Raw genomic sequence first — 26,474 nt, 5'->3', positions numbered from 1 at the left:
GTGAGAGGCGACACTCGCTCGTACGCCGCGGCTCGTAAGGAACGGGCCGCGGACATCGACCGCTGGCTGACGGACCTGGTCAGGACCGCCTGCGGCACGCCGTACGGGCACAACGGGGGAACGACGAGAAACGACGAGCGCGGCGCCCTCAGCGGAGTCGCGCTCGTCGCGGTCGGGAGCCTGGGCCGCTCGGAGCTCGCGCCGGGCAGTGACCTCGACCTGGTCCTGCTCCACGACGGACGAGATGATGTGGCGCGTATCGCCGACCGCATCTGGTATCCGATCTGGGACTCCGGGATCGGCCTCGACCACTCGGTGCGGACCGTGGACGAGGCGGCGAGGGTGGCCGGGGAGGACCTCAAGGCGGTCCTCGGGTTGATCCAGGCCCGGCACGTGGCGGGAGACCAGGAGCTGACGCGGTCGGTGCGCGAGGTCGTGCTCGCCGAGTGGCGGGCCGACTCCCGGCGCCGGCTGGGTGAGCTGCGCGACGCGGCGGACAAGCGGGCGGAGGCGAGCGGGGAGCTGGCGTTCCTGCTCGAACCCGACCTCAAGGACTCCCGCGGCGGCATCCGTGACGTGCAGGCGATGCAGGCCGTGGCGGCGGCCTGGGTCGCCTCGGCTCCCGGTCCGCGAGTCCGCGAGGCCTACGAGCTGCTGCTCGACATCCGGCACGGGCTGCACCTGGTGACCGCCCGAGGCGCCGACCGGCTGGTGCTCCAGGAACAGGACGCGGTCGCCGGGATCCTCGGCCTGCTCGACGCCGAGGCGCTGATGCGCAGGCTCGCCGAGGCCGCCAGGACCATCGGGCACGCCTTCGACGCCACCTGGCGCACCGTCGACCGGCTGCTGACCGGCCCCACCCCCCGTGGCCGCCGCCCGCTCGCCGACGGCGTCGTCGAGCACGGTGGAGAGGTCGTGCTGGCCCGCGGGGTCAACCCCCGCAAGGACCCGATCCTCGTGCTGCGCGCCGCCGCCGCGGCGGCCGAGGCGGGGTTGCCACTGGCGCCCGCCACGGTCACCACGCTGGCGGCCCAGTCGCCGCCACTCCCCGTGCCCTGGCCGGATGAGGCACGTGATGCCCTGGTGGCCCTGCTGGGCGCCGGGCGTGCGGCCGTGCCGGTCTGGGAGGAACTGGACCAGGCGGGGATGCTGGTCCGCCTGCTGCCCGACTGGGAGCGGGTGCGGCACCGCCCGCAGCGCAACCCGGTGCACCGCTACACGGTCGACCGGCACCTGATCGAGGCCGCCGCCGGGGCCGCCTCGTTCACCCGCGAGGTCTCCCGGCCCGACCTGCTGCTGATATCGGCGCTCCTGCACGACATCGGTAAGGGATACCCCGGGGACCACTCCACCACCGGCGCCGTCGTCGCCCGCGACATCGGGGCCCGGATGGGCCTGCCTCCGGCGGACGTCGACACCCTGGAGACCGTGGTCCGCCACCACCTCCTGCTGCCCGAGACGGCCACCCGCCGTGACCTGGACGACCCGGTGACCATTTCCCGGGTGGCCGAGGCCGTCGGTACGCGCGAGGTCCTCGAACTGCTGGCGGCCCTCGCCGTGGCCGACGGCCACGCCACCGGGCCCGCCGCCTGGAACTCGTGGAAGGCCTCACTGGTCACCGATCTGGTGCGCCGGGTCCGTTCGGCGCTCTCCGGCACCCCGCTGCGGCCCGCGCCCTCGCTCTCGGTGGAGCAGGCGTCCCTGGCCCGACACGGCGGAGGAGCCGTGCGGATCAACGGGGGAGCGGTCACCGTGGTCGCGCCGGACCGGGCCGGGCTGCTCTGGCGTGCGGCCGGGGTGCTGGCCGCGCACCGGATGGTGGTCCGCGCCGCGTCGGCCGCCTCGGCGGGGACGACCGCCGTGATCGAGTTCTCGGTCGTTCCCGAGTACGGCTCGCCGCCCGATCCCGCGACGCTGGAGGCCGATCTGCGGCTGGTCCTGGCCGGTCGCCTGGACATCGAGCAGCGCCTCGCCAGGAGGAGCAGGTCGATGCGCCCGGCACGGGTGCCGGTGGCGCCGCCCAGGGTGAACCTGGTGGATGACGCGTCGAACACCGCGACGGTCATCGAGGTGCGGGCCCATGACCGTCCGGGACTTTTGTGGCGGATCGGTAGAGCATTTGGGGAATGTGGCCTTGACGTACGGGCTGCCCGTGTGGAGACTCTCGGCGCAGAGGCGGTGGACGTCTTCTACGTGGTCGACAGAGCCGGTCGTCCGCTGACCGACGAGGTCCAGCGAGCTCAGATACGAGATCAGGTGCTGGCTGCCCTGAGGTAGCCGCGGATGATCACCCCTTGTCGCCTTAGTAACAATTAAAGGCGATATGTCGTTTTTGTCGATTCTTTCACGTGACCTTGTGGTCTGATGTTGTTCATCTGTGTCGTGATTGAGGGGTAGCGAGAGCTGTGGCGAGGGCGACATCCGATAGCGGGAGTGCTCCGGCACCCGACCGTGGCAAGCGGCTTGCCGCTCGGTTCGGCCTGAAGAACTGGCGTGTCCGTTCGCGTCTGACGGCTCTGATCCTGGTGCCGACCACGGTGGGTGTCGTGCTCGCGGGCACGCGCGTGGTGGCCTCCGTCGACAGCGTCGCCGGGCACCAGCGGACCGCCGCCGCGGCGGAGTACTCCGGCGGCCTCCGGGATCTGGCGCAGGCGCTTGGATTGGAACGTGACAGGGGCGCCTGGGGGTCGTTCCAGCCTTCGGATAAGGGGTTGAAGAAGAGCGAGGAAGCCCAGCGGAAGGTGGTCGACGCACTGGTCAGGAAGGTGCAGCTGGAGGTCCGGGCGATCGACGACTCCTACGGCCCCCGAGCCGTCGAGGCGGCCAAGAGCGTCGCCTACCAGCTGGAAGGCCTTCCCGAGCTGCGTCGCCTGCCGGGTACGACCCGGGTGGAACGTTACAGTTACATGATCGCCCCGCTGCTCAAGCTCCACGAGGAGCTCACGCTGGCCGGCGACGATTCGGAGATCGCCGGCAACACCCGCGCGCTCAGCGCCCTGGCGTACGCCAAGGAGGAGGTCTCCAGGCAGCGCGCCCGCCTGCTGGCCGGGTACTACGCGCCCTCGCTGATCAACCCGCAGGAGATCGAGAAGTTCATCGCCTCCCGTTCCCGTATGAGCGAGTTCGAGGCGGACTTCAGCGTCGAGGCGAGCCCGGCCAACAGCCGGCTCCTCGCCGGCGCCATGATCGACGAGAGGGTGCACCGGGCCGAACTGACCAAGGCCAGGGCGATCGTGCTCGCCAGTGACCCCCGGTACACCGGACGGCTGCTGTCGGGTTCCAACGACGTCAAGCAGTGGTTCTCGGACAACACCGCGGTCCTCGACCTGATGCGGAAGGTCGAGATCAAGGTCGCCGGTGACGTGGTCGCCAGGGCCCGGATGCTGGAGGACGACGAACAGCGCAATGCGATCATCACGTCCGTCCTGATCCTGCTTCTGCTCCTGCTGGTACTCGGCCTCACGGTGGTGATCGCCCGCTCGATGGTGACGCCGCTGCGCCGCCTGCGCGCCGAGGCGCTGGAGGTCGCGGGCTTCAGGCTTCCCGAGGTGGTGCAGCGGCTACGGGTCTCCGGCGACACCAGGACGCCCGAGATCGCCCCCATCCCGATCGAGAGCACCGACGAGATCGGCGAGGTGGCCAAGGCCTTCGACGAGGTCCACCGGCAGGCCGTGCGCCTGGCCGCCGAGGAGTCCGAGCTCCGCTCCAACGTCAGCGCGATGTTCGTCAACCTGTCGCGTCGCACGCAGACCCTGGTCGAGCGGCAGATCTCGCTGATCGACGGGCTGGAGAAGGGCGAGGAGGACGGCGGCCGCCTGGCCGACCTGTTCAGGCTCGACCACCTGGCCACCCGGATGCGGCGCAACTCCGAGAACCTCCTGGTCCTCGCCGGTCACGAGCCGCCCCGCAGGCGCAGCAGGCCGGCCAAGCTCGTCGACGTCGTGCGTGCCTCCCTGTCGGAGGTCGAGGACTACGAGCGGGTCCAGGTCAGGGTGCACCGTACGATCTCGGTCGCGGGCAGTGCCGCCAACGACGTCGTGCACCTGGTCGCCGAGCTGGTGGAGAACGCCATCCAGTTCTCCCCCCGGGCCAGCCGGGTCGTGGTCTCCAGCAGCGCGATCGAGGGCGGCGGCGCGCTGCTCGCGGTCAGCGACCCGGGTATCGGCATGACCCACGAGGAGCTGGTCGAGGCGAACCGCAGGCTGGCGGAGCCGCCCGTCGTCGATGTCTCGGTGTCGCGGCGCATGGGCCTGTTCGTGGTCGGCCGCCTGGCCCTGCGCCACGGCATCCGGGTGCAGCTGCGCCCGCAGGAGGGCGGCGGCCTCGTCGCCATGGTGCTGTTCCCGCCGGAGCTCGTCACTCAGGAGGACCAGCCGGCGCGGACTCCCTCCTGGGGAGCGGAGCAGGCCGCCTCGGGGGACTTCTCCGCCCAGACGTCCACCGGCCGCCCACCCGTCCGGCAACCCTCGTACGGGCAGGGCCAGTCCTCGTTCGAGCATTCCTCGTTCGGGCAAGGGTCGTTCGGGCAGAGTTCTTTCGGTCATGACTCGTTCGGGCAGGTGTCCATCCCGGACGCGTCCTCGTTCGGCTCCGCCTCGTCGCCCGGTGACCATCTCGCCGCGGAACAGCGAGCCTCCACCGGTCAGACGGATTCGTCCGGTGCTCCGGCAGGTGGCGCGCCGCTGCCCAAGCGCCAGGTCGGCGGGCTGAAAGGCGGCGGGGGTGTTCCCGCCCAGGGACTCTCCTCATGGGGTGAGTCCTCGTACGAGTACGGGTACGAGAACCCGGCGGCGGGGGCGATGCCCACGGTGGGCGTCTCCCCGCTCGAAGCCGAGCAGGAGGAGTACCTGCCCATCTTCGCCTCGGTCGAGTCGGCCTGGTTCCGCCGGGTGGACGGCCCGGCGGAAGGAGGGGGGCCCGCGTCCTTCGCACCGGAGAGCACGTCCGACGAGCAGGCCCCCCCACCGGGGGGCGTACCGGTCCACCAGGCGGCCCACGAGCCGTCGGTGGAAGCGGAGGCGGAGCGATCCGCGACGGCGGGCGACCCGGACGGCTGGAACACCCCGTCCGACGCCGGCTGGCGGGCCGCCCAGGCGGTGAGCGACCCCAGTCTTGGCGGGATCACCGCCGCGGGTCTGCCCAAGCGCACTCCCCGGGCGAATCTCGTACCGGGCACGGCCGCTTCCACACCGTCCAGCCCGATGCCGTCCAGTCCGACGCCGTCCGTGTCCCCGGACAGGGTGCGCAACCGTCTGACGAGTTTCCAGCAGGGGGTGCGACGAGGTCGCGCCGAAGTAGCCGAAGCCACTACCAGGAGCCTTACCGACAAGGAGGAGGATGGCTCGTGACGACCCTGAGTCATGAGGCGCGCAGGTTCGACTGGCTGATCACCGAGTTCGTCCGCGGCACGCCCGGTGTCGCACATGCGGTGTGCGTCTCCGCCGACGGACTGAGGATCGCCGGTTCGGAGGGATTTCCGGTCGACAGGGCCGACCAGCTCGCCGCGGTCGCCGCGGGCCTGCTCAGCCTGACCGTGGGGGCCTCCCGGGTGTTCGACGGAGGCCCGGTCACCCAGACCGTGGTCGAGATGGAGCGCGGCCTGTTGCTGGTCATGGCGATCAGCGACGGTTCCGCGCTCGCCGTGCTGGCCTCTTCCGACTGCGACATGGGCCTGGTGGCCTACCAGATGACGATGCTCGTCGAGCGGGCCGGTCAGGTGCTCACCCCCGCGCTCCGCGCCGAGCTACAGTCCCTCCGGGGCCGGTAGTGACCGGGGCCGTGTCGGGTTTTTCCAGGGGAGGGGCCAGTGCGGGGGATTGACAGGAGCGAGGACGACGAGCCGCTGTTCCGCCCGTACACCGTCACCGGTGGCAGGTCGGAGCCCCGTTTCCAGCTGGCCATGGAGACGTTGGTCTCCTCTTCCTTCATCATGGAGGAGGACCTGGCTCTGCTCACCCCCGAGCAGGATGCGATCATCAGGCTCTGTCGCTCGTACCGCTCTGTGGCTGAGATCTCGGCTCTGCTGAAGGTCCCGCTCGGCGTGGCCCGCGTTCTGGTGGCGGATATGGTCGACGAGGGCTTCGTCCGCATCCATCAGCCGCGTCTTAACGAGGGACAACCGGATCTCAACATGCTCGAAAGGGTTCTCAGTGGACTTCGCAGGCTCTAGCCAGGGTGGCCTGACGTCAACGAAAATCGTTGTCGCGGGCGGGTTCGGTGTCGGCAAGACCACGTTCGTGGGGGCGGTGTCGGAAATCCTGCCGCTGACCACGGAGGCGGTGATGACCGACGCCAGTGCCGGGATCGACGACCTGGGGTTGACTCCGAACAAGACCACCACCACGGTCGCGATGGACTTCGGCCGTCTTTCGCTGGACCGTGACCTGATCCTGTACCTGTTCGGCACGCCGGGCCAGCACCGGTTCTGGTTCATGTGGGACGACCTGGTCCGCGGCGCGATCGGCGCGGTGGTCCTGATCGACACCCGGCGGCTGGCCGACGGCTTTCCGGCGATCGACTACTTCGAGGAGGCCAAGCTCCCCTTCCTGGTCGGCATCAACGGCTGGAACGGAGAGTTCCCGCACAACGAGGACGAGGTGCGCGAGGCCCTGACCCTGGCCCCGCACATTCCGGTCGTGCGGACCGACGCCCGTTCCCGGGACTCCGTCAAGGGCACGCTGATCACTCTGGTCGAGCACGTTCTGCGGGTCCGCGCGGCCTACGGCACCTCCGTTTAGCCCTCGTCGCATCCGGGTGGGCCGGTGACCACCCGGATGGAGGCGTCAGTCGGGGAGCCACTCCTTCCAGATGATCCTGTTCGCGTCGATCCACTTCTGGGCCGCCCGGTCGGCGTCCAGGCCGTTCTCCGTCATGTCGTTCGCCACCGCGTTCTGCTGGTCGTTGGTCCAGGTGAAGTTCCTCACCAACTCGTAGGCCCCGCCGCCGGTGTCGGCGAACCGCCTGCTCACGATCTTGTCGAGCAGGTAGGGCGGGTAGTCGCACCTCACCTTGGCGGGGTCGGCGTCGCAGCCGATCGCGTACGGCGGAAGGTTGACCTTCGCCAGCTTGACCTGGGTGAAGAGCCACTGCGGCTGGTAGAAGTACATCAGCAGCGGGGTGCGGTCGCGGGTCGCCCGTCTGGCGGCCTCGATCAGTGCCTTCTCGCTGCCCGCGTAGACGACCTTGTAGTCGAGGTCGAGATTGCGCACCAGGGCCTCGTCGTGCGTGACATATGAGGCGTCCCCGTCGAGCAGTTGGCCTAAATTGCCCGACTTGTCAGTTTTGAAGAGATGGGCGTACTTGTTGAGCTGTCGCCAGTCGGTGATGTCCGGATACTCGTCCACCATCCACTGCGGGACGTACCAGCCGATGACACCCCTGCTGCCGTTTCTTCCCGCGGAGACCGCGACCTTTTTCTCCTCGATGTAGATCTGCTTCTCCGCCTCCCGTCCCCAGTTCTCCACGATCACGTCCACCGTGCCCTTTTCGAGGCCCTCCCAGGACTGGGCCTCGTTGAGCTTGACCGTCTGCACCGGGTAGCCGAGCTCCGTGGTCAGCAGCCGCCCGAGGACCGCGGCGCCGGCCTCGTAGCCCGCCCAGCCGTTGACGGCGATCCGCACCGGCCCGTTGTCGGCGGCCGACGCGGACGGCTGCTCGCCCGTGCACGAGGTGAGCGGCAGGACCAGCGCGGTGACCGCACCGAGCACCGCGACGCGGGTGAGCGCCGAGAGGCGGCCGAGTGCCGGAGGGCGGGTGGGTGGGCGCGGCCCGCGAACCTGGCTCGCGGCGTCGCCGGGTGTGGCCACGTTCTCCTCCAGGGCCCGTCGCTCGGATCAGGTGAACCGAGGACGTGGTGGACTGCGGACGTAGGAGGTCACGATATGGGGTGACTGTGATGACCCACAATGTTGTGATCTTCCAGGGACGGCGTGATTCCGTCCGGCGCTGCTGAGCCGCCGAATGGAACGATGCAAACGACCGTGCGGGCCGGTAAATGTGCGACAGGGGTATTCGGACCACTGAAACCGATGTTCCAGTCATATCTGGAGCTCCAGGTTCTGGTCACCGCTTCACCAGGAATACGCATTTATTGAGCTGTGTTCGCTTGGCCCCATAGGTCGAGATGTGCTCGAATTGCCGGGAACCGCGGGAAATTCGACCAGGGGTTCATCCACCGAGAGGCAGCGTTCGGTGAGCACACAGCGGATCCAAGACGCGGGCAGCGGCCTACGCCCGCGGAACTGGCGGGTGCGACGGCGCCTTGTCGCGCTCATCCTGGTGCCCACGATCGCCGCGGTGCTGCTCGGCGGGGTCCAGGTGTTCGCCTCGATGAGCGCCTCGGACGACTACCGGCGGATCAACGACCTCGCCCGGCTCTCCGGCCACGTCGGCGCGCTCACCCACGAACTGGCCGAGGAACGTGACCACACCGCCTGGTTCATCGCCCTCGGCCGCCCCGCGAGCGGGGTGGAGAACGTGCGGGCCCAGATGGACCTGGTCGACGGTGCCGTGACACGCGTTCGCGAGAGCGGCGCCCTGCTCGGCGGGGAGGTGAGCGGCCGTACCCGGGACGAGGTCGAGACCGCGATCACCCGCCTGGACGACCTCCCCCCGCTGCGTACCCAGGCCCTGGGGCCGACGCTGCTGCCCGACGCGGTCATCGCCGCCTACAGCCTGGTCATCGCCGATCTGATCTCCCTCCACGACGAGCTCGGCAAGGGCACCGCCGACGACGTCCTGTTCGGCCAGGCCCTGACCCTGGACGCGCTCGCCCGCGCCAAGGAGGCGGTCTCGTTCCAGCGGGCGCTGCTGACCGTGGTGCTGGTGGCGGGGCGGTTCGAGCAGGAGCAGATGGAGTGGTTCCTCGGCGCGCTCTCCACGGAGCGCAACGAGAGGAGGACCTTCGCCGCCGAGGCCGGAAGCCGGGACCGCCGCCTCTTCGACGAGGCGGTCAACGGCCGCACCGCCGACCGCGCGGAGTTCCTCCGCGAGCTGGTCCTGCTCCGCGCGGCCTCCGGCACCTCGCTGAAGGGGCTGGACCTGGCGGAGAAGGACGACGCCAAGGAGTGGTACGACGCGGCCACCGTCGTCGTCGACCACATGCGCGGGGTCGAGGAACGGCACGCCCGGGACATCGTGGTACGCAGCCAGCAGCTCGGTGACGCCGAGCAGAGCCACGCCCTGATGGTCGCCATGGCCGTCGTCACCCTGCTGGCGCTCGTGCTGGTGATCACCATCTGGGTGGCGCGCTCGCTGGTCAGCCCGCTGCGGCGGTTGCGCGGGGAGGCACTGGAGGTCGCCGGGGAGCGGCTGCCCGCCTATGTCCAGCGGGTCCGCGAGTCGCGTGAGGGGGAGGTCGTCGCGGACGTGCCGCCGATCGGGGTGCTCTCCCGGGACGAGATCGGCGAGGTCGCCAGGGCGTTCGACGAGGTGCTCAGGGAGGCGGTGCGGCTGGCCGGCGACGAGGCCAAGCTGCGCAACACGGTGAACGCGATGTTCGTCAACCTCTCCCGGCGGAGTCAGAGCCTGGTGGAACGCCAGCTCAGCCTGGTCGAGCGGCTGGAGCGCGGCGAGCGCGACGACCAGCGGCTGGCGGATCTGTTCAAGCTCGACCACCTCGCCACCCGCATGCGCCGCAACAGCGAGAACCTGCTCGTCCTCGCCGGGCAGGAGGTGGCGCGGCGCTGGAGGCAGCCTGTCGAGCTGATGGACGTGGTCAGGGCGTCGCTGTCGGAGGTGGAGAACTACGAGCGGGTGACGAACCGGGTCCGGGCGGAGGTCGCCGTCGCGGGCCCCGCGGCGAGCGACGTGGTCCACCTGCTGGCCGAGTTGGTGGAGAACGCCGTCTCGTTCTCGCAGACGAACACCAGGGTCACGGTGTCCAGCAGCCGGATCGAGGGGGGAGGCGTGATGGTCTCGGTGACCGACCAGGGCATCGGCATGACGCTCGACGAGCTCTCCCAGGCCAACTGGCGGCTGGCCAACCCGCAGGCCGCCGACGCCTCGGTCGCCCGCCACATGGGTCTGTTCGTGGTCGGCCGCCTCGCGCTCAAGCACGGCATCCGCGTCCAGCTTCGCCCCCAGGGGGCCGGCCTGACCGCGATGGTCCTCCTCCCGGAGACACTCCTCGTCACACCACCCCCGGCGCCCCAGCAGGCCGGTTACCCGCGGCTCCCCGCCGCCTTCCCCAAGGGCGTCGTGCCCCTCGCCGGCCCGTCGTTCCCGCAGGCTCCCGGTGCCGAGGGCCTGCCCCCGAGGGTTCCCCTGCTCGCGGCGCCCACCGCGCAGACGTGGCCCGCACCCGCGTGGGACGGGCGGGCGGACGCGGGCGCGCCGAGCGTGTGGAGCCCGCCCCCGGAACGGTCCCGCCCGCGTGGGGAGTTCCCGGAGCCGCACCCCGACCCGCTCGGCCCCCTCCTCCGTCCGGCCCGGGCGGACGAGACAGGGCCGCCGGCGAAGCAGGACGACTTCCTGCCGATCTTCGCCTCGGTCGAGTCCGCCTGGTTCAGGATCGCCGCCTCCCGGGATCCCGGCGAGGCCACGGGCGACCCCGTCCCGGAGAGCCCTCGCAACGAGCCCGAGCCGTGGTCCTCTCCCGGTGACGGGGGCTGGCAGGCCGCCCAGGCGGCGAGCGCGCCCGCACACGGCGGCACGACCGACGCCGGCCTGCCCAAACGCACCCCCAGGGCGAACCTGGTGCCCGGCTCGGTGGCGCCGCCCGCCCGGTCTCGGCCGAACCCGGAACCGGGACCGGGCGCGGCCCCGGTCTCGGCCGAGCGGCTCCGTGACCGGATGTCGAGCTTCCAGCAGGGCGTGCTCAGGGCGCGCAACGAGCTCCCGAACCGGGACCGATAGCCGTGCGGGCCGACGACTCCGACGGTGGGCGGGACGGGCGCTTCGGGTACGAGCCGGAGTACGGCGAACCGGTCGAGGAGGAGAGCTCGCTGGTCCGGATGTACGCCGTGACCGGAGGGCGGATCGTGCCGAGCGCCAAGCTCGCCATGGAGGCGATGGTCTCGACCTCGACCCCGGCTCGGCTCGGCCTGTCCTACATCCGGGAGTACCGCCTCATCAGCGATCTGTGCCGCCGGATCCGCTCGGTCGCGGAGATCTCCGCCCTGCTCGGCGTCCCTCTCGGGGTGACCCGCGTCCTGGTCTCCGACATGGAGTCCGAGGGCCTGGTGCGGATCCACCGCCCCAAGGTCGACGCTGCGGGTCCCGGTCCCGACCTTCTCGAACGCGTCCTCAGCGGCCTCGACCAGATCTGAGGCCCGCCGGGGGTCAGCTCTGGGCGAGCCACCACCTGGCGGCGACCAGCTCGGCCACCAGGGTCTCGGTCAGGAGTGCCACGTCGGGGTCGTCGTCGTGGCGGTAGCGGACGGCGGCCTTGGCGCCGGGAAGGTCGCCGCCGACGGCCAGGACCGTGGAGCCGCGCTGCCGGATCCAGTCCATGGCCTGCTCGTCGTAGCGAGAGCCGGGGAACAGGATGGCGCGGTAGTCCAGGGTCTTGGTGAGGTAGACGTCCACGTGGGCCCAGTCGCCGGTCTCGCACGCGTCGGCCGCCCTGCGCGGTCCCTCCCGGAACATCAGGGCCGACTGCTCGGCGGAGGACAGGTGTTCGGCGGGGGCGATCGTGTAGACGCCGTGCGGGCCGTCGAGCAGTGCCGCCGCCGGCTCCAGCCACTCGTCGCGGCGCTCCAGCAGGTCGGCGGTGGCCTCGGCCGTACGGCGGAGCAGCGCGGGTGAGTCCCCGCCGGAGGCGGTGAGGCGGTTTCCGAGCGCCAGGAGCAGGGCGAGGGTGTGCTGGAAGGTCCGGCAGGCCACGCCGCCGCGCTCCTCGCCGGCCAGCATCGGGACCACCAGGTCGGCGCCCTCGGTGACCGGCGAGCCCGGCGCGTTGGTCAGTGCGAGGACGAAGGAGCGACCGCGTACGCGGGCGACCGCGTCGAGGGTCTCCCTGCTGCCGCCGGTGGCGGAGATGGCGACCACCAGGGTGTCCGGGCTCGGCGGGTAGCTCAGGGCGGCGGAGGCGTACTCGGCCACCGCGTCCACTCCGGCGGCCCGCAGGCGCAGCGCGGCCACCCGGGCGGCGTACCGGGAGCTGCCCATACCGAGGAAGACCACCCGCCGGATCCGGGAGGGGATTCCGGAAAACGGGTCGTCGGCCTCCAGGGCGCTCGCCAGGCCGGTCAGCGCGGCGGGCTTGGCCTCCAGATCGGCGAGGTACAGCTCGGGAATCACGTGCTCTCCTTCATCGGGTTCACCGGTCACCGGTAACGGGACCGCAGTACGCCCATCGGGGCGTAGCGCCAGCGGGGGAGATGCCGGGCGGCGTAGACGAGCTCGCGGCACTCCTGTTCGATCTCGAACGGGCGCAGCAGGGAACGGTCCAAAAGCTCGGCGTGGCCCAGTTCGGCCAGGCGGTCCGAGTAGGCCGACTCCAGGGTGGCGCGGGCCGCGAGGGCCCACTCGGCGATCATCGCCGGATCGGCGTCGCGGCGCCTGATCGCGACCTGGCCGACGTGTTCGAGGCTCGTGGTGAGCTGGGCGAGGTCGCGGGCGGCGGGCTGGAGGGGGGCGGCGTCCGCGACGGTCGGGTTGCCGTCGAAGTCGATCACGGCGTACCCGTCCCGCCAGCGGAGCAACTGGCCGACGTGCAGGTCGCCGTGGATGCGGATCAGCGGGGTGGCGCCCGCGGCGGCCAGCGGAGCCAGGTCGGCGCGGAGCGCGCCGGCGTGGGCCGCGAGCCACTCGCCGTCCTCGCCGTCGGTCAGCGCCAGCGCCTCCTCCAGCGCCTCGCCGGCCCGCGGCGACCACGGGCCCTCCGCCGTGCGTACCGGGTCGGGGAAGGTCGCCGACGGGGTCGCCATCGCCGCGTGCAGGTCGGCCGAGAGGGCGCCCAGGTCGGCGGCGAAGGAGGTGCCGAAGGAGACGGCCTCGTCCACGCACCACTCCCAGCCGTCCCTCGCCTCGGGAAGGTAGGCGGTGACGAGGGCGAGCAGCGTCTCGGAGCCGTCGTCCGCGCGCCGGGAGAGGGCCGCGTAGGGCGTGGCGGTCGCGGTGAAGCCGACCGAGGTCAGGTGCGCGAACATGTCGGGCGCGGGCGCCGGGAGTGGTACGGGCGGGGTGAGCCACTTGACGACGACCCGTTCGCCGACGACCACGGAGTGGTTGGTCTGGTCGACGTCGAAGCCGCGCTCACCCGTCCCGACGGCTCCGTCGATCCATGACAATTGAGTGTCAGTTGAGATAAATGTGGCGGCCGGGGAGGGAAGCGGATGGAACCGGCGCACCCTGAAGGGGGATGGATCCACGCTGGTCAGAGCATCGAGGAGCGCGCTGCTCCGTCCGTCGCCGGCTCGGGGAACCGTGTCGAGCCGGTTCCAGATTGAAGCTGGATTTAACAAACGGACCCAACTTTCCGGGGGTGATGTCGTGGGAAGTCTTGCTCAAGATAATGTTGACTGCAACACTCCTGCTTTGGTCTGCCGTGTCCCCAACGGCCGGTCTACCCCACTTACACTGAATTCTGAAGGAGTAGCGGCCGTGTCCCGCACTCGGTACCCCCGTAATCTTCCGGCTGTCGCCCTGGCCGCCGGCCTCGCGCTCGCAGTCTCGGCATGTGGCGGGGAGGCCGCGGACACCGCCGCGCCCGCCGCCAGCGCCTCGTCGGCGCAGCTCAACCCGAACGCCGACCTCTCCAAGCAGAGCATCACCATCTCCGTCTGGGACGGCTACACGCCCAAGGAACTGGCCACCGAGGTCAAGGAGAAGCTCAAGACCGAGCTCAAGGTCACCCTGCACGACACCAACGAAGTGATCATGGCGAAGCTCACCGGCGGCGCCGACACCGGTCTCGACGTGGCCTTCGTCTCCGGTCAGTACGCCCAGGCCCTCAACGAGGCCGGCCTGCTCGAGCCGCTCCACCCCGAGCTCATCCCGAACCTGGCGAACCTCTACCCTGAGGCCAAGGAGCTCTCCTACGACAAGGGCAACGTCTTCTCGGTCCCCTACACCTGGGGCACCACCGGCATCTGCTACCGGACCGACCTGGTGAAGACCGCCCCGACGAGTTGGAACGATCTCCTCAACCCGCCGGAGGAAGCGGTCAAGAAGGTCACCATGATGACCACCGAGCGCTGGCTGGCCCTGCCCGCCATCAAGGCGCTCGGCTACTCGGTCAACACCAAAAGCGACGAGGAGATCGCCAAGGTCAAGGAGGCGCTGCTGAAGGCCAAGCCGAAGCTGCTCGCCTACGACGACACCACCTTCGGCGAGAGGCTCAAGACCGGCGAGGCCGTGATGGTCGAGGCGTGGGACGGCTGGTGCCCGACCACCGAGAAGAACATCAAGTTCGTGGTGCCCAAGGAGGGCAGCGACCTGTGGGTGGACACCATGGTCGTGCTGAAGTCCTCCAAGAACAAGGAGGCGGCACACGCCTTCATCAACTACATCCTGGACCCGAAGGTGCACGGTTGGGCCGCGGAGAACATCCTCTACAAGGTCCCGAACAAGGCCGCGATGGACGCGATGAACGCCGAGCTCAAGGCCGCCAACGCGCCGCTGCAGATGAGCCCGTCCGACCTGCTCAAGGGTGAGTCGATCATCGACCTGGGTGAGGACTCGCTGAAGTTCACCAGGCTCGCGACCGAGGTCGCGGCCCAGCAGTGACACGCTCCACCGCTTCCGGCGCGTCCGTGCGATCACGGGCGCGCCGATCGCGTGCCCTGGGAAGGCTCGTCTTCCTGGGGCCCGGACTGACATACCTGATCGTCCTGCTGCTGATCCCGCTGGCGTTGCTCATCAGCTTCACGGTGTTCCGCAGGGGCCGCTTCGGCGGCGTGGTCTACGAGCCGACGGGCGAGAACTTCACCCGCCTGCTCGACCCCCTCTATCTCGACGTGCTGGTCGGCTCGCTGAAGCTGGCCGCGATCGCCACGCTGATCGCCCTGCTGGTCGGCTACCCGACGGCCTACCTGATCGCCCAGCTGCCGCGGAAGTGGAAGACGATCGCGCTGGTCGCGGTCGTGCTGCCGTTCTGGACCAACTTCCTGGTGCGCATCTACGCCTGGATCGTCCTGCTGAGCGGTCCCGGGTTGGTCAACACCACCCTGATGGACCTGGGACTGATCGACAAGCCGCTGGAACTGCTCTACAACCAGGGCACCATCGTCACCGGCCTGGTGTACTCCTACCTGCCGCTGATGGTCCTGCCGCTGTACGCGGCGATCGAGAAGCTGGACCCGCAGCTCCGCGAGGCGTCGGCCAACCTCGGCGCCGGACCCGTCCGCACGTTCGCCTCGGTGACGCTGCCGCTGACCCTGCCAGGCGTGCTCACCGGTTGCCTGTTCGTGTTCGTACCGAGCTTCGGCAACTTCATCATCCCCGAGCTGCTCGGCGGTGGCCGTTCCATCATGGTCGGCAACCTGATCAGGGACCAGTTCCTCAAGGCACGCGACTGGCCGTTCGGGTCCACCCTCGCACTGGCGCTGATCGCCGTGCTGATCGTCCTGCTGCTGGCGCAGGCATGGAGTGCCCGACGTGCGTAGACCCCGACTGCTGTACGTCCCCTTCTGGGCGACCTACGTCTTCCTCTACGCGCCGATCGTCGTGCTCGTCGTGATGTCCTTCAACTCCGGTGAGTCCCCCTACGTCTACGAGGGCTTCGGCCTGAAGTGGTACGGCGCGCTCGCCGAGAACGCCGCGATCCGTGAGGGCCTGGTCAACACTCTGATCGTCGCGGTGGGCTCCACGGTGCTGGCCACGGTGCTCGGCACCCTGCTGGCCGTGGGCCTGGCCCGCCACACCAGATCGCGGGCGCTCGACGCGCTCGGCGTGCTGCCGGCCGTGCTGCCCGACCTGGTGCTGGGCATCGGCCTGCTGGTGTTCTACGCCACGATCAAGTCGACGCTCGGGCTGCACTCGGTGCTGCTGGCGCACACGGTGTTCGGCATGGCGTTCGTGACCGCGGTGGTCCGCACCCGGCTCACCCACGCCGACACCTCCCTGGAGGAGGCGTCCAGGGACCTGGGCGCGACGCCGTTCACCACGTTCGTCCGGATCACCCTGCCGCAGCTGGCGCCGGGCATCCTGGCCGGCGCGCTGCTCGCGTTCACCCTCTCGATCGACGAGTTCGTCATCGCGTTCTTCACGGCGGCGCCCACCACGCCGACCCTGCCCATCGTCATCTACTCAATGGTCCGCTTCGGGGTCACCCCCGAGATCAACGCCCTGGCCACGCTGCTGCTGCTCGTGAGCTTCACCGCGGTGATCGTGACCCAGCGGATGACCCGACTGACGGAGTCGCTGTCCTAATGCTGAAGATCACCGGTGTCAGCCGTCGGTTCGGTGACGTCACGGCGCTGTCGGACGTCTCCCTGGAGATCCGGCAGGGCGAGTTCTTCGCGTTGCTCGGTCCCAGCGGCTGCGGTAAGACGACACTGCTGCGGATCCTGGCGGGCTTCGAGTCGCCCGACGAGGGCACCGTCACGCTCGACGGCGACGACCTGCTCGGCCGGGCGGCCCACCGCCGCCCGGTCAACCTGATGTTCCAGTCGTACGCGCTCTTCCCGCACATGACCGTGGCCAAGAACGTCGCGTACGGCCTGGAGCGGGAGAAGCTGGGCAGGGCGGAGATCCGCCGCCGGGTCGACGAGGTCCTGGAGAAGGTCGGGCTGGCGGCCATGGCCGGGCGCAAACCGCAGCAGCTCTCCGGCGGTCAGCGCCAGCGGGTCGCGCTGGCCCGCGCGATCGTCAAGCGGCCGCGCCTGCTGCTGCTGGACGAGCCGCTGTCCGCGCTGGACAAGAAGGTACGCGCGGAGATGCAGCTGGAGCTCAAGCGACTCCAGAACGAGGTCGGCATCACCTTCGTCGTGGTCACCCACGACCAGGAGGAGGCCATGTCGCTGGCCGACAGGATCGCGGTCTTCAACGCCGGCGGGGTCGAGCAGGTGGACGCCCCGGTGGAGCTGTACGAGCACCCGCGCACGCCGTTCGTCGCCGGCTTCGTGGGGGCCAACAACATCTTCGAGGGCAGGGCCTGCTCGGTCGGCCTGGCCGCCGAGGAGCTCGGCATCCTTCCCGGGAACTCGGGCCTGCCCGACGGCACGTCCGCGTTGCTCGCCGTACGGCCGGAGCGGATCAGGCTGGACGACCAGGGCAAGGGCGTGCTGAGCGGCGAGGTGGTCGACGTGAGCTTCTACGGCGGCATCTCGCACGTGTCGGTACAGGTGAGCGGGCGCCGGCAGCCCGTGCTGGTGGCCACCCAGGGGGCCACCCAGGTCCAGACGGGGTCTGAGGTGGCGCTCGGCTGGGCGGAGGGGGACGGAGTGCTGATCCCTCAATGAGACGAGTTGAGCGGGTGGTTCGTCGCGGTCCTGGCGTAGTCGAGGATGAGTTCCGCCGCCTCCTGCGGGCCGATCACCGGGTGGCGGGCCGTTATGCGATAGCCGTACGCATCCTCGAGCGCGACCAGGTTGCGGGCGATGAGCAGGGAGTCGCCCGACAGCGTGAAGGTCTCCAACGCGGCCCCGGTGTCCAGGATGCTCTGGTAGAGCGAGACCTGGCGATCGTAGAGGGTGGTCAGCAGCAGGGCGTACATCCTGTTGCGGGGCGCGGCTCCGCCGAGCTCGTTGAGCAGCCGGACGTCCGGGTCGTCCGGACCGTGCGGCAGCCCCGAGCGGACGGTCACGACAAGCTTCTCCGCGGGGTCACGCATGCCTTTGATCCGCTTGAGCCGCTGCTCGTAGAAGCGCTCCATCCCGGCGTGGTGGGCGTCGACCAGCAGTTCGCTGAGACGCGGGTAGTGATACAGGACGGCCCCGGAGGTGAGCCCGGCCTCCTCCGCGACATGGTTGAGGTGCACTCCCTCGGTGCCGTGCCGGATGATCGCCCGATGTGCGGCCGCGATGAGATCCAGGCGCCGGTCCGCCCGTCCCTTGCGCGTCATATTCCCCCGCTCATTGAAAACCACGCTCTGTGCCGGGGTCCATAGTGACCGTTTTCCAGGTTTTTTGCTAGCCGAGAATTTCACCATTCTTCAAAAGCCGCAACCTCTAGACGTAAGGAGGCGTGATGTCCCTCACGATCCTGTTCATGCCGGAGAGCGCCTACGGGCCGACGAACAACTGCATCGGCATCGGTGACATTCTTCGTAAGCGTGGGCATAGAGTCGTTTTCGCAGCTGAGGCCTCCTGGAAGGGGAAATTGGAGGCCCTCGGATTCGAGGAGGACCTGGTCGATCTCGCGCCGCCGACCGAAGAGGAACAGGACCCCGGGCAGTTCTGGAAGGACTTCATCAGGGACACCGCGCCGGAATACCGGAAGTCGACTCTGGAGCAGCTGGAGACGGTCACCAAGCCGATCTGGGAGGCGCTTATCGACGGCGCCAAGTACTGCGAGCCGCAGTTGAAGGAGATTATCGAGCGCGTCCGGCCGGACGTCATCGTCGAGGACAACGTCATCACCTTCCCGGCGCTGCTGACGGCGGGCAAGCCGTTCGTCCGGATCGTCTCCTGCAACCCGCTGGAGGTGCGCGGCGAGGGCGTCGCCCCGGTCTTCTCCGGGCTGCCCGCCGACGACCGGTCGCAGTGGGGTGCCTTCAACGCCGAGTACGACCGCACCCACCGCGAGATCTGGACCGCCTTCAACGAGTGGGTCGTCGAGCAGGGCGCCGACCCGCTGCCGGACCTGGACTTCATCCACGAGGGTGACCTCAACCTCTACGTCTTCCCCGAGATCGCCGACTACGTCGACGCCCGGCCGCTGGGCGACTCCTGGCACCGCCTGGACTCCTCGGTGCGCGAGACGGACGGCGGCTTCGAGCTCCCCGCGTCGCTGGCCGACCGGGACGGCTCGCTGGTCTACTTCTCGCTGGGCTCGCTCGGCTCGGCGGACGTCGCGCTCATGCAGCGGACCATCGACGTGCTGGCCACCACCCCGTACCGCTTCATCGTCTCGATGGGTCCGCTGCACGAGGAGATCAAGCTGGCCGACAACATGTGGGGCGCCGAGTTCGTCCCGCAGACCAAGATCATTCCTATGGTCGACCTGGTCATCACGCACGGCGGCAACAACACCACCACCGAGGCGCTGCACTTCGGCAAGCCGATGATCCTGCTGCCCCTGTTCTGGGACCAGTACGACAACGCGCAGCGCGTCCACGAACTCGGCTACGGTGTGCGCCTGTCCACCTACACCTTCTCCGACGAGGAGCTGACCGGCGCGCTGGACAGGCTCCTGGGCGACGGCGCGCTCCGTGAGCGCCTGGCAGCCGCGGGCGAGGAGATCCGCGGGCGGGACGGCCTGCGCAGGGCGGCCGACCTGATCGAGCAGGCCGGGGCCTGACGGCTCTCCGCACCACCACGATGAGGGAAGTTCCATGGGCAAGTTGATCAATCCGGCGACCGGCGAGATCCTGGGGGAGGTCGCCGACACCCCGGTCGAGGAGGTGGCCGCCGCCGTGCGGCGGGCCCGCGTGGCGTTCCGGGAGTGGAGCGCCGCGACGCCGGCCGAGCGGGCCAGGGTGCTGCTGCGCTTCGCCGATCTCGTCGAGGCCGACGCCGAGGAGCTCACCCGGCTGGAGGTCATCGAGACGGGCAAGCCCGCGGCGGTCTTCCGCGACGGCGAGCTGCCGTTCGCGGCGGACAACCTCCGCTTCTTCGCCGGGGCGGCCCGCTCGCTGGACGGCACCGGTGCGGGGGTGCTCAGCTCCGGCTACACCTCGCTGCTGGTGCGTCGTCCGGTCGGTGTCGTCGGATCGATCGCCCCGTGGAACTTCCCCCTGGTCATGGCGGTGTGGAAGATCGGTCCCGCGCTCGCCGCGGGGAACGCGGTGGTCATCAAGCCCGCACCGCAGACGCCGGGCACCACGTTGCGGATGGCCGAGCTGTTCGCCCGTGCCGGCGCGCCCGAAGGGCTGCTCCAGGTGGTGCTGGGCGGTGCCGAGGTGGGCGAGGCCCTCGTCACCGACCCCGGCGTCGACATGGTGAGCGTCACGGGCTCCACCGCGACCGGCCGCGCGGTCATGCGCGGCGCCACGGGCTCCCTGAAGCGGGTCCACCTGGAGCTCGGTGGCAAGGCTCCGGCGCTGGTCTTCGGTGACGCGGACCTGTCCGAGATGGCCAGGGGCGTCGCGATGGGCGCCACCTACAACACCGGCCAGGACTGCACGGCCGCGACTCGCGTCTACATCTCCCGGGAGGTGTACGACGAGGCGGTCGAGGCGCTGCACGCGACGCTGGCGCGGATCAGTGTGGGCGACCCCTGGGATCCGGCCACCGACATCGGCCCGCTGATCTCCGAGGGGCACCGCGACCGCGTGCACGGCTTCGTGGAGCGTTCCGTCGCCGCGGGCGCCTCCGTGCTCTGCGGCGGTGCCCCGCTCGAAGGGCCCGGGTTCTACTACCCGCCCACCCTGGTTTCCGGCGCGACCCAGGACAGTGAGATCGTTCAGGGTGAACTTTTCGGTCCGGTACTGATCGCCCTGCCCTTCGACGGAGAGGACGAGGCGGTCCGGCTGGCCAACGACACCGTCTACGGGCTGGCCTCATCGGTCTGGTCCAGGGACGTGGCCAGGGCACTGCGCGTGTCGCATCGGCTCGACGTGGGCGTGACCTGGGTGAACGACCATCTGCCCATCGCCTCTGAGGCGCCGCACGGCGGGGTCAAGGGGAGCGGCTTCGGCAAGGACATGAGTCAGGAGGCGGTTGGGGAATACTCTGTGACCCGCCACCTGATGATCAAGCACCAGGCTCCGGAGGTGAAGGATTCCTTCCGGCCGGCCTGAAAACTTTGTAGCCGTATGTCCTTTTTGCGGGGATTTGTCGGCATTTACTCCATTCGAAGTGACATAAAGGATGTGCTCAAATTGCTTTCGCCGCTTCCAAATCCGGCGAGGGGTTACGTAGGCCAGTGATGACACAAGACCGCCGGAGCCACCGCGCGTCAGGGGTGGGCAGTCGACTCCTGCCGGCGAACTGGCGCGTGCGTCCCCGTCTGGTCGCGCTGATCCTGCTCCCGACCGCCGCGGCCGTCCTGCTCACCGGACTTCAGCTGACCACCGCCCTCGCCACGGCCGGCGAGTACCGCCGGATGACCGAGGTCGCCTCACTGGTCGAGTCGCTCGGCACGCTCGCCCACGAGATGGCCGAGGAGCGCGACCTCACCGCCTGGTACGCCGCCGGCGCCACGCGTTCCCGGCTCACCAAGGTCAGGGAACAGCGCGGGGTGGTCGACCGGAGCAGCAAGCAAACGCTGACCGCCATGGAGGCCCTCGACGAGTCGCAGGCGGCCCGCGTCCGTACCGAGGTCGCCCAGATCCGCCGCTGGCTCGACGGTCTCCCCGGCCTGCGCAGGCTGATGACCGACGGCAGCGTGCTGCCCCGGGCGGCCCTCGGCATGTACTCGCGGATGATCTCCGACTTCATCACCCTCCACGACGACCTGGGCCGCAGCGGCGGCGACGAGCGCCTCATCGGTGACGCGCTCGCGCTGGGCGCGCTGACCCGGGCCAAGGAGCAGGTCGCCAGGCAGCGGGGCACCCTCCTGGTCAGCTTCCTGGACGGCAAGTTCGACTTCGACGACCCCGCCGACCTGCTGGGCGCGTACCGGAGCCAGCAGAGCGAGGAGAACGCCTTCCGGGCGACCGCCTCGGCCGCCGACATCAAGCGCTTCCGCGACGTGGTCAACGGCCCCAAGATCGACCAGGCCGACTCCATGCGGGCTCTCGTCATGTCCCTCATGCGGGAGAACAAGCCGCTGGAGCGGATCGGCGGCGGCTGGCTCAGGAGCGCCGACACCTGGTACGCCGCCTCCTCCGCGATCGTGGACAACATGCGGACCGTCGAGCGCGGCCTGTCGGCCGCGGTGGTCGCCCGCAGCCAGGAGATGGAGAGCGCCGAGCAGCGCAGCGCCGCGATCTCCGGTGTCTCGATCCTGGTCCTGCTGGTCCTGATCCTGCTCATCACCGCCTGGGTGGCCGGCACGCTGGTCCGGCCGCTGCGCAAGCTGCGCAGCGAGGCGCTTGAGGTGGCCGACACCCGGCTGCCCGAGACCGTCCGGGTGCTGCGGGAGTCCGGAGACCACGCTCCGAACATCGAGGTGCCCTCCATCGGGGTGGCCTCCCGAGACGAGATCGGGGAAGTGGCCAGGGCCTTCGACGAGGTCCACCGCGAGGCCATCCGGCTGGCGGGTGACGAGGCCCGCCTGCGAAGCAACATCAACGCGATGTTCGTCAACCTCTCCCGGCGCACCCAGTCGCTGGTGGAACGCCAGATCGACCTCATCGACGACCTGGAGCAGGGTGAGCAGGACGAGGGCCGCCTCGGCAGCCTCTTCAAGCTGGACCACCTGGCCACCCGCATGCGCCGGAACTCCGAGAACCTCCTGGTCCTCGCCGGTCAGGAGCAGAGCCGCCGGTGGAGTGAGCCGGTTCCGCTCAGCGACGTCGTCCGCGCCTCGCTGTCGGAGGTGGAGAACTACGAGCGGGTGAACCTCCGGGTCGAGTCGGGCATCTCGATCATCGGCCAGGCCGTCAACGACATCGTCCACCTGGTCGCGGAGCTCGTCGAGAACGCGATCTTCTTCTCGCCGCAGGACACCAAGATCACGGTGACCAGCAACGGCAACGAGATGGGCGCCGTCATCCTGGCGGTCACCGACGCGGGCATCGGCATGAGCGACGAGGAACTGGCCGAGGCCAACCGCCGGCTGGCCGAGCCACCCGCGGTGGACCTGTCGGTCTCCCGCCGGATGGGCCTGTTCGTGGTCGGCCGCCTGGCCATGCGCCACGGGATCAGGGTCCAGCTCAGGCGCCCGGAGACCGGTGGCCTGAGCGCCGTCGTACTCCTGCCGGTGCAGGTGGTGGCCCAGGGCGCGGGGGTGCCCGAGATGGCGATGGCCGGACAGGGCGGCATGCCGTCCGGTTCCTTCGGCGGTCCCGCGAACTCGTTCTCCTCGGTGAACCCCGACCCGTTCGGCTCCACTCCGAACGCGGACCCGTTCGGGACCGGCGCCGGGCGCGGTGGCCGATCGCCGGTCGGCCTCGGGCAGCCCGCCCAGACGCCTCCCCAGGTGCCGGCACCGATGTCCGGAGATCTCTGGTCGGGGCCGGTGGTGCCCGCCTCCGCGGTGGAGGACCTGTGGTCGTCGCCGCTGGCGTCGACCCCGGCGCCGTCGTTCCCCTCGGCCTGGCCCGAGACCCCCTCGTCCGATCTGTGGACACCGCAGCGGCTGGAGCCGGTGGAGAACACCCAGGCCCTTCCCGTGGTCGAGGTCTCGCCGACGGAACCGGAGCCGGAGGAGTTCCTGCCGATCTTCGCGGCGGTGGGGTCCGACTGGTTCCGCAGCAGCACGTCCGTCGCACCCGAGCCGGAGCAGGAGGCGGAGCCCGATCCCGAGCCTGTCGCCGAGGCCAGGCCCCGGCTGCTGGAGCAGCGGGTCAGGCGGGGCCCGCAGGGACTGGAGACCCAGAACTTCCCGCAGATCTCGCACCCCACGCCGCAACCCCAGCAGCAGCAGGGGCAGCCGCCGCAGCAGCAGGCACAGCCGCCCAGACCGGCTGCGCCCGCGGCCGACAGGCAACCGTGGAGCACCCCCTCGGACCAGGGCTGGGCGGCCGCGGAGGTCGCCAAGAAGCCGGTGGAGGGCGGCGTGACCGGATCGGGCCTTCCCAAGCGGGTGCCCAAGGCGAACCTCGTTCCCGGAGCCGCCTCGGCGGCACCGGCTGCGCCGGCCCCCCCGATGCCGCCGATGTCGGCGGATCGGGTGCGCAGCCGCCTGTCCAGTTTCCAGCAAGGCGTACGGCAGGGACGCGCTGAGATGAGCGAGCGTGCCAAGGCCGTCGAGGGAGAGAACCAGCAGTGAACAACCAACTCAGCCAGGCCGCCCGCGGCTTCAACTGGCTGATCACCGAGTTCGTCAAAGAGATGCCCGGAGTGGCGCACGCGGTGATCGTCTCCGCGGATGGGCTCCCGCTGGCCTACTCCCAGGGATTTCCCAAGGACCGGGCGGACCAGCTCGCCGCGATCACGGCCGGTCTGATCAGCCTCACCCAGGGTGCCTCACGGGTCTTCGAAGGCGGTCCTGTGGCACAGACAGTGATCGAGATGCAGCGGGGCCTCCTGCTGACCATGTCGATCAGCGATGGTTCCGCGCTGGCCGTACTGGCCTCGCCGGACTGTGACATGGGCCTGGTGGCCTACCAGATGACACTGCTCGCAGAGCGTGCCGGGCAGGCGCTTACGCCTGCGCTACGGGCCGAACTGCAGTCGGTTCAGCGATAGGGGGGTGATATGGACGCACCAGGTTGGCGTGGGCCGGGGGAGGAACCCCAGAACACGTCTCAGGCCAAGAGCGGGCGAGACCGGTTGATTCGCCCGTACGCTGTGACCGGGGGCAGGACCGCCCCCCGGATGCAGCTAGCTCTTGAGGCACTGGTCTCCTCGGCGACGTTGGCGGGAGTGGATCCCGCCACGCTTTCCACGGAATATCAGGCGATCATTTCGCTGTCCCGGCAGGTGCGCTCGGTCGCCGAGCTCTCTGCCCTGTTGCGCATGCCACTCGGCGTGACCCGGGTACTGATCGCGGACATGGCAGCCGAGGGCCTGGTGCAGATCCATCAGCCGTCGCTGGATGCGGGTAAGCCGGATCTCAATTTGCTTGAAAGGGTGCTCAGTGGGCTTCGCAGGCTCTGACGCCGGGATGACGTCGACGAAGATCGTCGTCGCCGGCGGGTTCGGTGTCGGCAAGACGACCTTTGTCGGCGCGGTCTCCGAGATCATGCCGCTGACCACGGAGGCGGTGATGACAGAGGCCAGCGCGGACGTCGACGACCTCTCGCACATCCCGACAAAGCGAACCACTACGGTCGCCATGGACTTCGGCCGGGTCTCGCTGGACCGCGACCTGATCCTGTACCTGTTCGGTACGCCGGGTCAGCACCGGTTCTGGTTCATGTGGGACGACCTCGTGAAGGGCGCGATCGGTGCGATCGTGCTCGTCGACACCCGGCGGCTGGCCGACAGCTTCCCGGCGATCGACTACTTCGAGGAGGCCGGACTACCGTTCGTCGTGGCCCTCAACGGGTTCGGCGGATCGCACATCCACGGAGAGGAGGAGGTGCGGGAGGCTCTGACGATCTCCCCGCACATCCCCGTCGTCCGGACCGACGCCCGGTCCAGGGACGCGGTGAAATCGACCTTGATCACCCTGGTCGAGCACGTCCTCACCCTCAGGGTCTGATCTCCTGACGCGGGTCTCGCCCCTTCGAAGGGGCGAGACCCGTGTCTTTTTTCCCGCGACCATCGATTTCACGATGGTCGTTTCTTTTCTGTGCGGAAAGCGGATGAAACAGCGGCGGCCGGTGACGTGAGCCTCACGTCGCCGGCCGCCGCTGTTTCGCGAGCCTGATGCCGGCCTTTACGCCGGCTCTGAATAGGCTCCTGAATAGAACTCTAGATAGGCAGGGCCTCGACAATCGAGGCGCCACCGGGCAGTTCCACCTGCCGGCTGAGCCGGAAACCGGACTTGCCCAGGAGCTCGGCGTACTCGGAGGTGCTGCGTTCCATGCCCTCGCCGAAAAGGGCGAGCATTCGCATGTCGATGTCCTTACTGATGTGCGGCCTGTCGCCGTCCGGCACCACGGCCTCGACCAGGAGCACTCGGCCGTCGTCGGAGACGGCCTCCCTGACATTGCCCAGAATCCGCACCGAGTCCTCGTCGGACCAGTTGTGGATCACACTGCTCAGCAGGTAGGCGTCCGCCCCGCCGGGCACCGAGACGAAGAAGTCGCCGTCCACGAATTTGCACCGGCCTTCAAGACCGGCCTCGGCGAAGAAGTCCCTGGCCGTGCTGACCACCTGTTCCTGGTCGAACAGCACGCCGTCCAGATCTGAGTGTGCCTTCAGGACGGCGGCCAGGATGTGCCCCTTGCCGCCGGCCACGTCCACCAGGGTCCGCACCCCGGAGAAGTCGTAGCGGGAGGCCACGGCGTCCGCGAACGGCTGGGCCCTGACCGTCATGTAGTCGTTGAACAGCGCGCCGGCCCCGGGGTTGGCCCTCAGATAGCCGTAGAGGTGCCCGTGCCGTTCGACGAAGCCCGACCTGCCGGTGCGCACGGTCTGCGGGACCATGCCCATGCCGTACCAGAAGCCCTCCTCGGAGATCATCCGTATGGCGGGGCGGAGCGAGCCGGGCAGGTCGGCGCGGAGGGTGGCACCCGCCTCGGTCAGCTCGTAGGTGCCGGGCGCCGTGGTCGCGACCATGCCCATGGCGGCGAGCTGGCGGAGCACCCTGCCGAGCGCGGAGGCGTCGGCGCCGCAGCGCAGTGCGAGCTCGTCAACGCTCAGGGCGCCGTCTCGCAGGTGGTCGGCGCAGCCCAGTTCGGCCATCGTGGCCAGGGCGGCGAAACGGGAGACGCCACCGATCGCATCCCAGACCGGTGCCTGTGGGTGGCTCATGGAAATCCTCTCTGCGAT

General features: G+C 69.7%; 22 protein-coding genes. 17 read left to right on the top strand and 5 right to left on the bottom strand.

Annotation, left to right across the window (positions count from 1 at the left end; genetic code table 11):
• From ACFQVD_RS22150 to ACFQVD_RS22130, 5 genes are all read left to right on the top strand, one after another.
• On the top strand, positions 1-2,277 hold the full coding sequence (locus ACFQVD_RS22150; RefSeq protein WP_343972007.1) for a [protein-PII] uridylyltransferase: 2,277 nt from the start codon (positions 1-3) through the stop codon (positions 2,275-2,277).
• A gap of 248 nt (positions 2,278-2,525) precedes the next feature.
• Positions 2,526-5,348, top strand: coding sequence for a sensor histidine kinase (locus ACFQVD_RS22145; RefSeq protein WP_343972004.1), 2,823 nt, complete (start codon positions 2,526-2,528; stop codon positions 5,346-5,348).
• A complete protein-coding gene (locus tag ACFQVD_RS22140; protein ID WP_386271924.1) occupies positions 5,345-5,767 on the top strand; it encodes a roadblock/LC7 domain-containing protein in 423 nt (140 codons plus the stop codon). The genes ACFQVD_RS22145 and ACFQVD_RS22140 overlap by 4 nt, the downstream gene beginning before the upstream one ends.
• A gap of 39 nt (positions 5,768-5,806) precedes the next feature.
• Positions 5,807-6,169, top strand: coding sequence for a DUF742 domain-containing protein (locus ACFQVD_RS22135; RefSeq protein WP_343972001.1), 363 nt, complete (start codon positions 5,807-5,809; stop codon positions 6,167-6,169).
• A 10-nt stretch (positions 6,170-6,179) separates the two neighbouring features.
• On the top strand, positions 6,180-6,737 hold the full coding sequence (locus tag ACFQVD_RS22130) for a GTP-binding protein (RefSeq protein WP_343972082.1): 558 nt from the start codon (positions 6,180-6,182) through the stop codon (positions 6,735-6,737).
• 45 nt (positions 6,738-6,782) lie between these two features.
• Here ACFQVD_RS22130 and ACFQVD_RS22125 read toward each other — a convergent pair whose 3' ends face one another.
• Positions 6,783-7,805 (bottom strand): ABC transporter substrate-binding protein, encoded by a 1,023-nt coding sequence (locus tag ACFQVD_RS22125; protein WP_343971998.1) that lies wholly within the window; start codon positions 7,803-7,805, stop codon positions 6,783-6,785.
• Positions 7,806-8,247: 442 nt separating this feature from the next.
• Here ACFQVD_RS22125 and ACFQVD_RS22120 point away from each other — a divergent pair, with 442 nt between their 5' ends.
• Both ACFQVD_RS22120 and ACFQVD_RS22115 read left to right on the top strand, forming a co-directional pair.
• A complete protein-coding gene (locus tag ACFQVD_RS22120; RefSeq protein ID WP_386271922.1) occupies positions 8,248-10,854 on the top strand; it encodes a sensor histidine kinase in 2,607 nt (868 codons plus the stop codon).
• 2 nt (positions 10,855-10,856) lie between these two features.
• Positions 10,857-11,267 (top strand): DUF742 domain-containing protein, encoded by a 411-nt coding sequence (locus ACFQVD_RS22115; protein ID WP_343971992.1) that lies wholly within the window; start codon positions 10,857-10,859, stop codon positions 11,265-11,267.
• A gap of 13 nt (positions 11,268-11,280) precedes the next feature.
• On the opposite strand, the gene ACFQVD_RS22110 is transcribed toward ACFQVD_RS22115, so the two are convergent.
• Entirely contained in the window at positions 11,281-12,240 is a 960-nt protein-coding gene (locus ACFQVD_RS22110) for an SIS domain-containing protein (protein WP_343971989.1), read from the bottom strand.
• A 26-nt stretch (positions 12,241-12,266) separates the two neighbouring features.
• Positions 12,267-13,232: a hypothetical protein gene (locus ACFQVD_RS22105; protein ID WP_343971986.1), complete on the bottom strand. Its 966-nt coding sequence runs from the start codon at positions 13,230-13,232 to the stop codon at positions 12,267-12,269.
• Between the two features lie 313 nt (positions 13,233-13,545).
• Here ACFQVD_RS22105 and ACFQVD_RS22100 point away from each other — a divergent pair, with 313 nt between their 5' ends.
• From ACFQVD_RS22100 to ACFQVD_RS22085, 4 genes are read left to right on the top strand one after another with little or no spacing between them, the layout of a single operon-like run.
• A complete protein-coding gene (locus tag ACFQVD_RS22100; RefSeq protein ID WP_343971983.1) occupies positions 13,546-14,670 on the top strand; it encodes a polyamine ABC transporter substrate-binding protein in 1,125 nt (374 codons plus the stop codon).
• A gap of 26 nt (positions 14,671-14,696) precedes the next feature.
• Positions 14,697-15,548 (top strand): ABC transporter permease, encoded by an 852-nt coding sequence (locus tag ACFQVD_RS22095; protein ID WP_343971980.1) that lies wholly within the window; start codon positions 14,697-14,699, stop codon positions 15,546-15,548.
• Complete coding sequence (locus ACFQVD_RS22090) at positions 15,541-16,314, top strand: ABC transporter permease (protein WP_343971977.1); 774 nt, start codon at positions 15,541-15,543, stop codon at positions 16,312-16,314. The genes ACFQVD_RS22095 and ACFQVD_RS22090 overlap by 8 nt, the downstream gene beginning before the upstream one ends.
• Entirely contained in the window at positions 16,314-17,345 is a 1,032-nt protein-coding gene (locus ACFQVD_RS22085) for an ABC transporter ATP-binding protein (protein ID WP_343971974.1), read from the top strand. The genes ACFQVD_RS22090 and ACFQVD_RS22085 overlap by 1 nt, the downstream gene beginning before the upstream one ends.
• On the opposite strand, the gene ACFQVD_RS22080 is transcribed toward ACFQVD_RS22085, so the two are convergent.
• Positions 17,339-17,947, bottom strand: a complete 609-nt coding sequence (locus ACFQVD_RS22080) for a TetR/AcrR family transcriptional regulator (protein ID WP_343971971.1) — start codon at positions 17,945-17,947, stop codon at positions 17,339-17,341. The genes ACFQVD_RS22085 and ACFQVD_RS22080 overlap by 7 nt on opposite strands.
• Before the next feature lie 125 nt (positions 17,948-18,072).
• Here ACFQVD_RS22080 and ACFQVD_RS22075 point away from each other — a divergent pair, with 125 nt between their 5' ends.
• The 6 genes from ACFQVD_RS22075 to ACFQVD_RS22050 all read left to right on the top strand — a co-directional run bounded on the left by ACFQVD_RS22075 (position 18,073) and on the right by ACFQVD_RS22050 (position 25,239).
• Positions 18,073-19,344, top strand: a complete 1,272-nt coding sequence (locus ACFQVD_RS22075; RefSeq protein ID WP_343971968.1) for a glycosyltransferase — start codon at positions 18,073-18,075, stop codon at positions 19,342-19,344.
• 34 nt (positions 19,345-19,378) lie between these two features.
• On the top strand, positions 19,379-20,785 hold the full coding sequence (locus ACFQVD_RS22070; RefSeq protein ID WP_343971965.1) for an aminobutyraldehyde dehydrogenase: 1,407 nt from the start codon (positions 19,379-19,381) through the stop codon (positions 20,783-20,785).
• A gap of 197 nt (positions 20,786-20,982) precedes the next feature.
• Positions 20,983-23,862 carry a sensor histidine kinase gene (locus ACFQVD_RS22065; protein WP_343971962.1) on the top strand — a complete coding sequence of 960 codons (2,880 nt, stop codon included), beginning with the start codon at positions 20,983-20,985 and terminating at the stop codon, positions 23,860-23,862.
• Positions 23,859-24,281 (top strand): roadblock/LC7 domain-containing protein, encoded by a 423-nt coding sequence (locus ACFQVD_RS22060; protein ID WP_030906232.1) that lies wholly within the window; start codon positions 23,859-23,861, stop codon positions 24,279-24,281. Before ACFQVD_RS22065 ends, ACFQVD_RS22060 begins: the two co-directional genes overlap by 4 nt.
• A gap of 9 nt (positions 24,282-24,290) precedes the next feature.
• Entirely contained in the window at positions 24,291-24,692 is a 402-nt protein-coding gene (locus ACFQVD_RS22055) for a DUF742 domain-containing protein (RefSeq protein ID WP_084195143.1), read from the top strand.
• 7 nt (positions 24,693-24,699) lie between these two features.
• On the top strand, positions 24,700-25,239 hold the full coding sequence (locus ACFQVD_RS22050) for a GTP-binding protein (protein WP_343971950.1): 540 nt from the start codon (positions 24,700-24,702) through the stop codon (positions 25,237-25,239).
• A 212-nt stretch (positions 25,240-25,451) separates the two neighbouring features.
• Here ACFQVD_RS22050 and ACFQVD_RS22045 read toward each other — a convergent pair whose 3' ends face one another.
• The gene (locus ACFQVD_RS22045) at positions 25,452-26,456 is read right to left on the bottom strand and encodes a methyltransferase (protein WP_343971947.1); all 1,005 of its coding nucleotides are present in this window, start codon (positions 26,454-26,456) and stop codon (positions 25,452-25,454) included.
• Between the last annotated feature and the right edge of the window lie 18 nt (positions 26,457-26,474).

The organism is Streptosporangium amethystogenes subsp. fukuiense (assembly GCF_042665875.1).
Classification (GTDB): domain Bacteria; phylum Actinomycetota; class Actinomycetes; order Streptosporangiales; family Streptosporangiaceae; genus Streptosporangium; species Streptosporangium fukuiense.
This window is presented reverse-complemented; position numbering and strand designations above follow the sequence as displayed.

Excerpts from the sequence above, each read along its gene's own strand:
- ACFQVD_RS22085 (WP_343971974.1), top strand. The coding sequence starts at position 16,314 with ATGCTGAAGATCACCGGTGTCAGCCGTCGGTTCGGTGACGTCACGGCG.
- ACFQVD_RS22080 (WP_343971971.1), bottom strand. The coding sequence starts at position 17,947 with ATGACGCGCAAGGGACGGGCGGACCGGCGCCTGGATCTCATCGCGGCC.
- ACFQVD_RS22075 (WP_343971968.1), top strand. The coding sequence starts at position 18,073 with ATGTCCCTCACGATCCTGTTCATGCCGGAGAGCGCCTACGGGCCGACG.
- ACFQVD_RS22070 (WP_343971965.1), top strand. The coding sequence starts at position 19,379 with ATGGGCAAGTTGATCAATCCGGCGACCGGCGAGATCCTGGGGGAGGTC.
- ACFQVD_RS22055 (WP_084195143.1), top strand. The coding sequence starts at position 24,291 with ATGGACGCACCAGGTTGGCGTGGGCCGGGGGAGGAACCCCAGAACACG.
- ACFQVD_RS22050 (WP_343971950.1), top strand. The coding sequence starts at position 24,700 with ATGACGTCGACGAAGATCGTCGTCGCCGGCGGGTTCGGTGTCGGCAAG.
- ACFQVD_RS22045 (WP_343971947.1), bottom strand. The coding sequence starts at position 26,456 with ATGAGCCACCCACAGGCACCGGTCTGGGATGCGATCGGTGGCGTCTCC.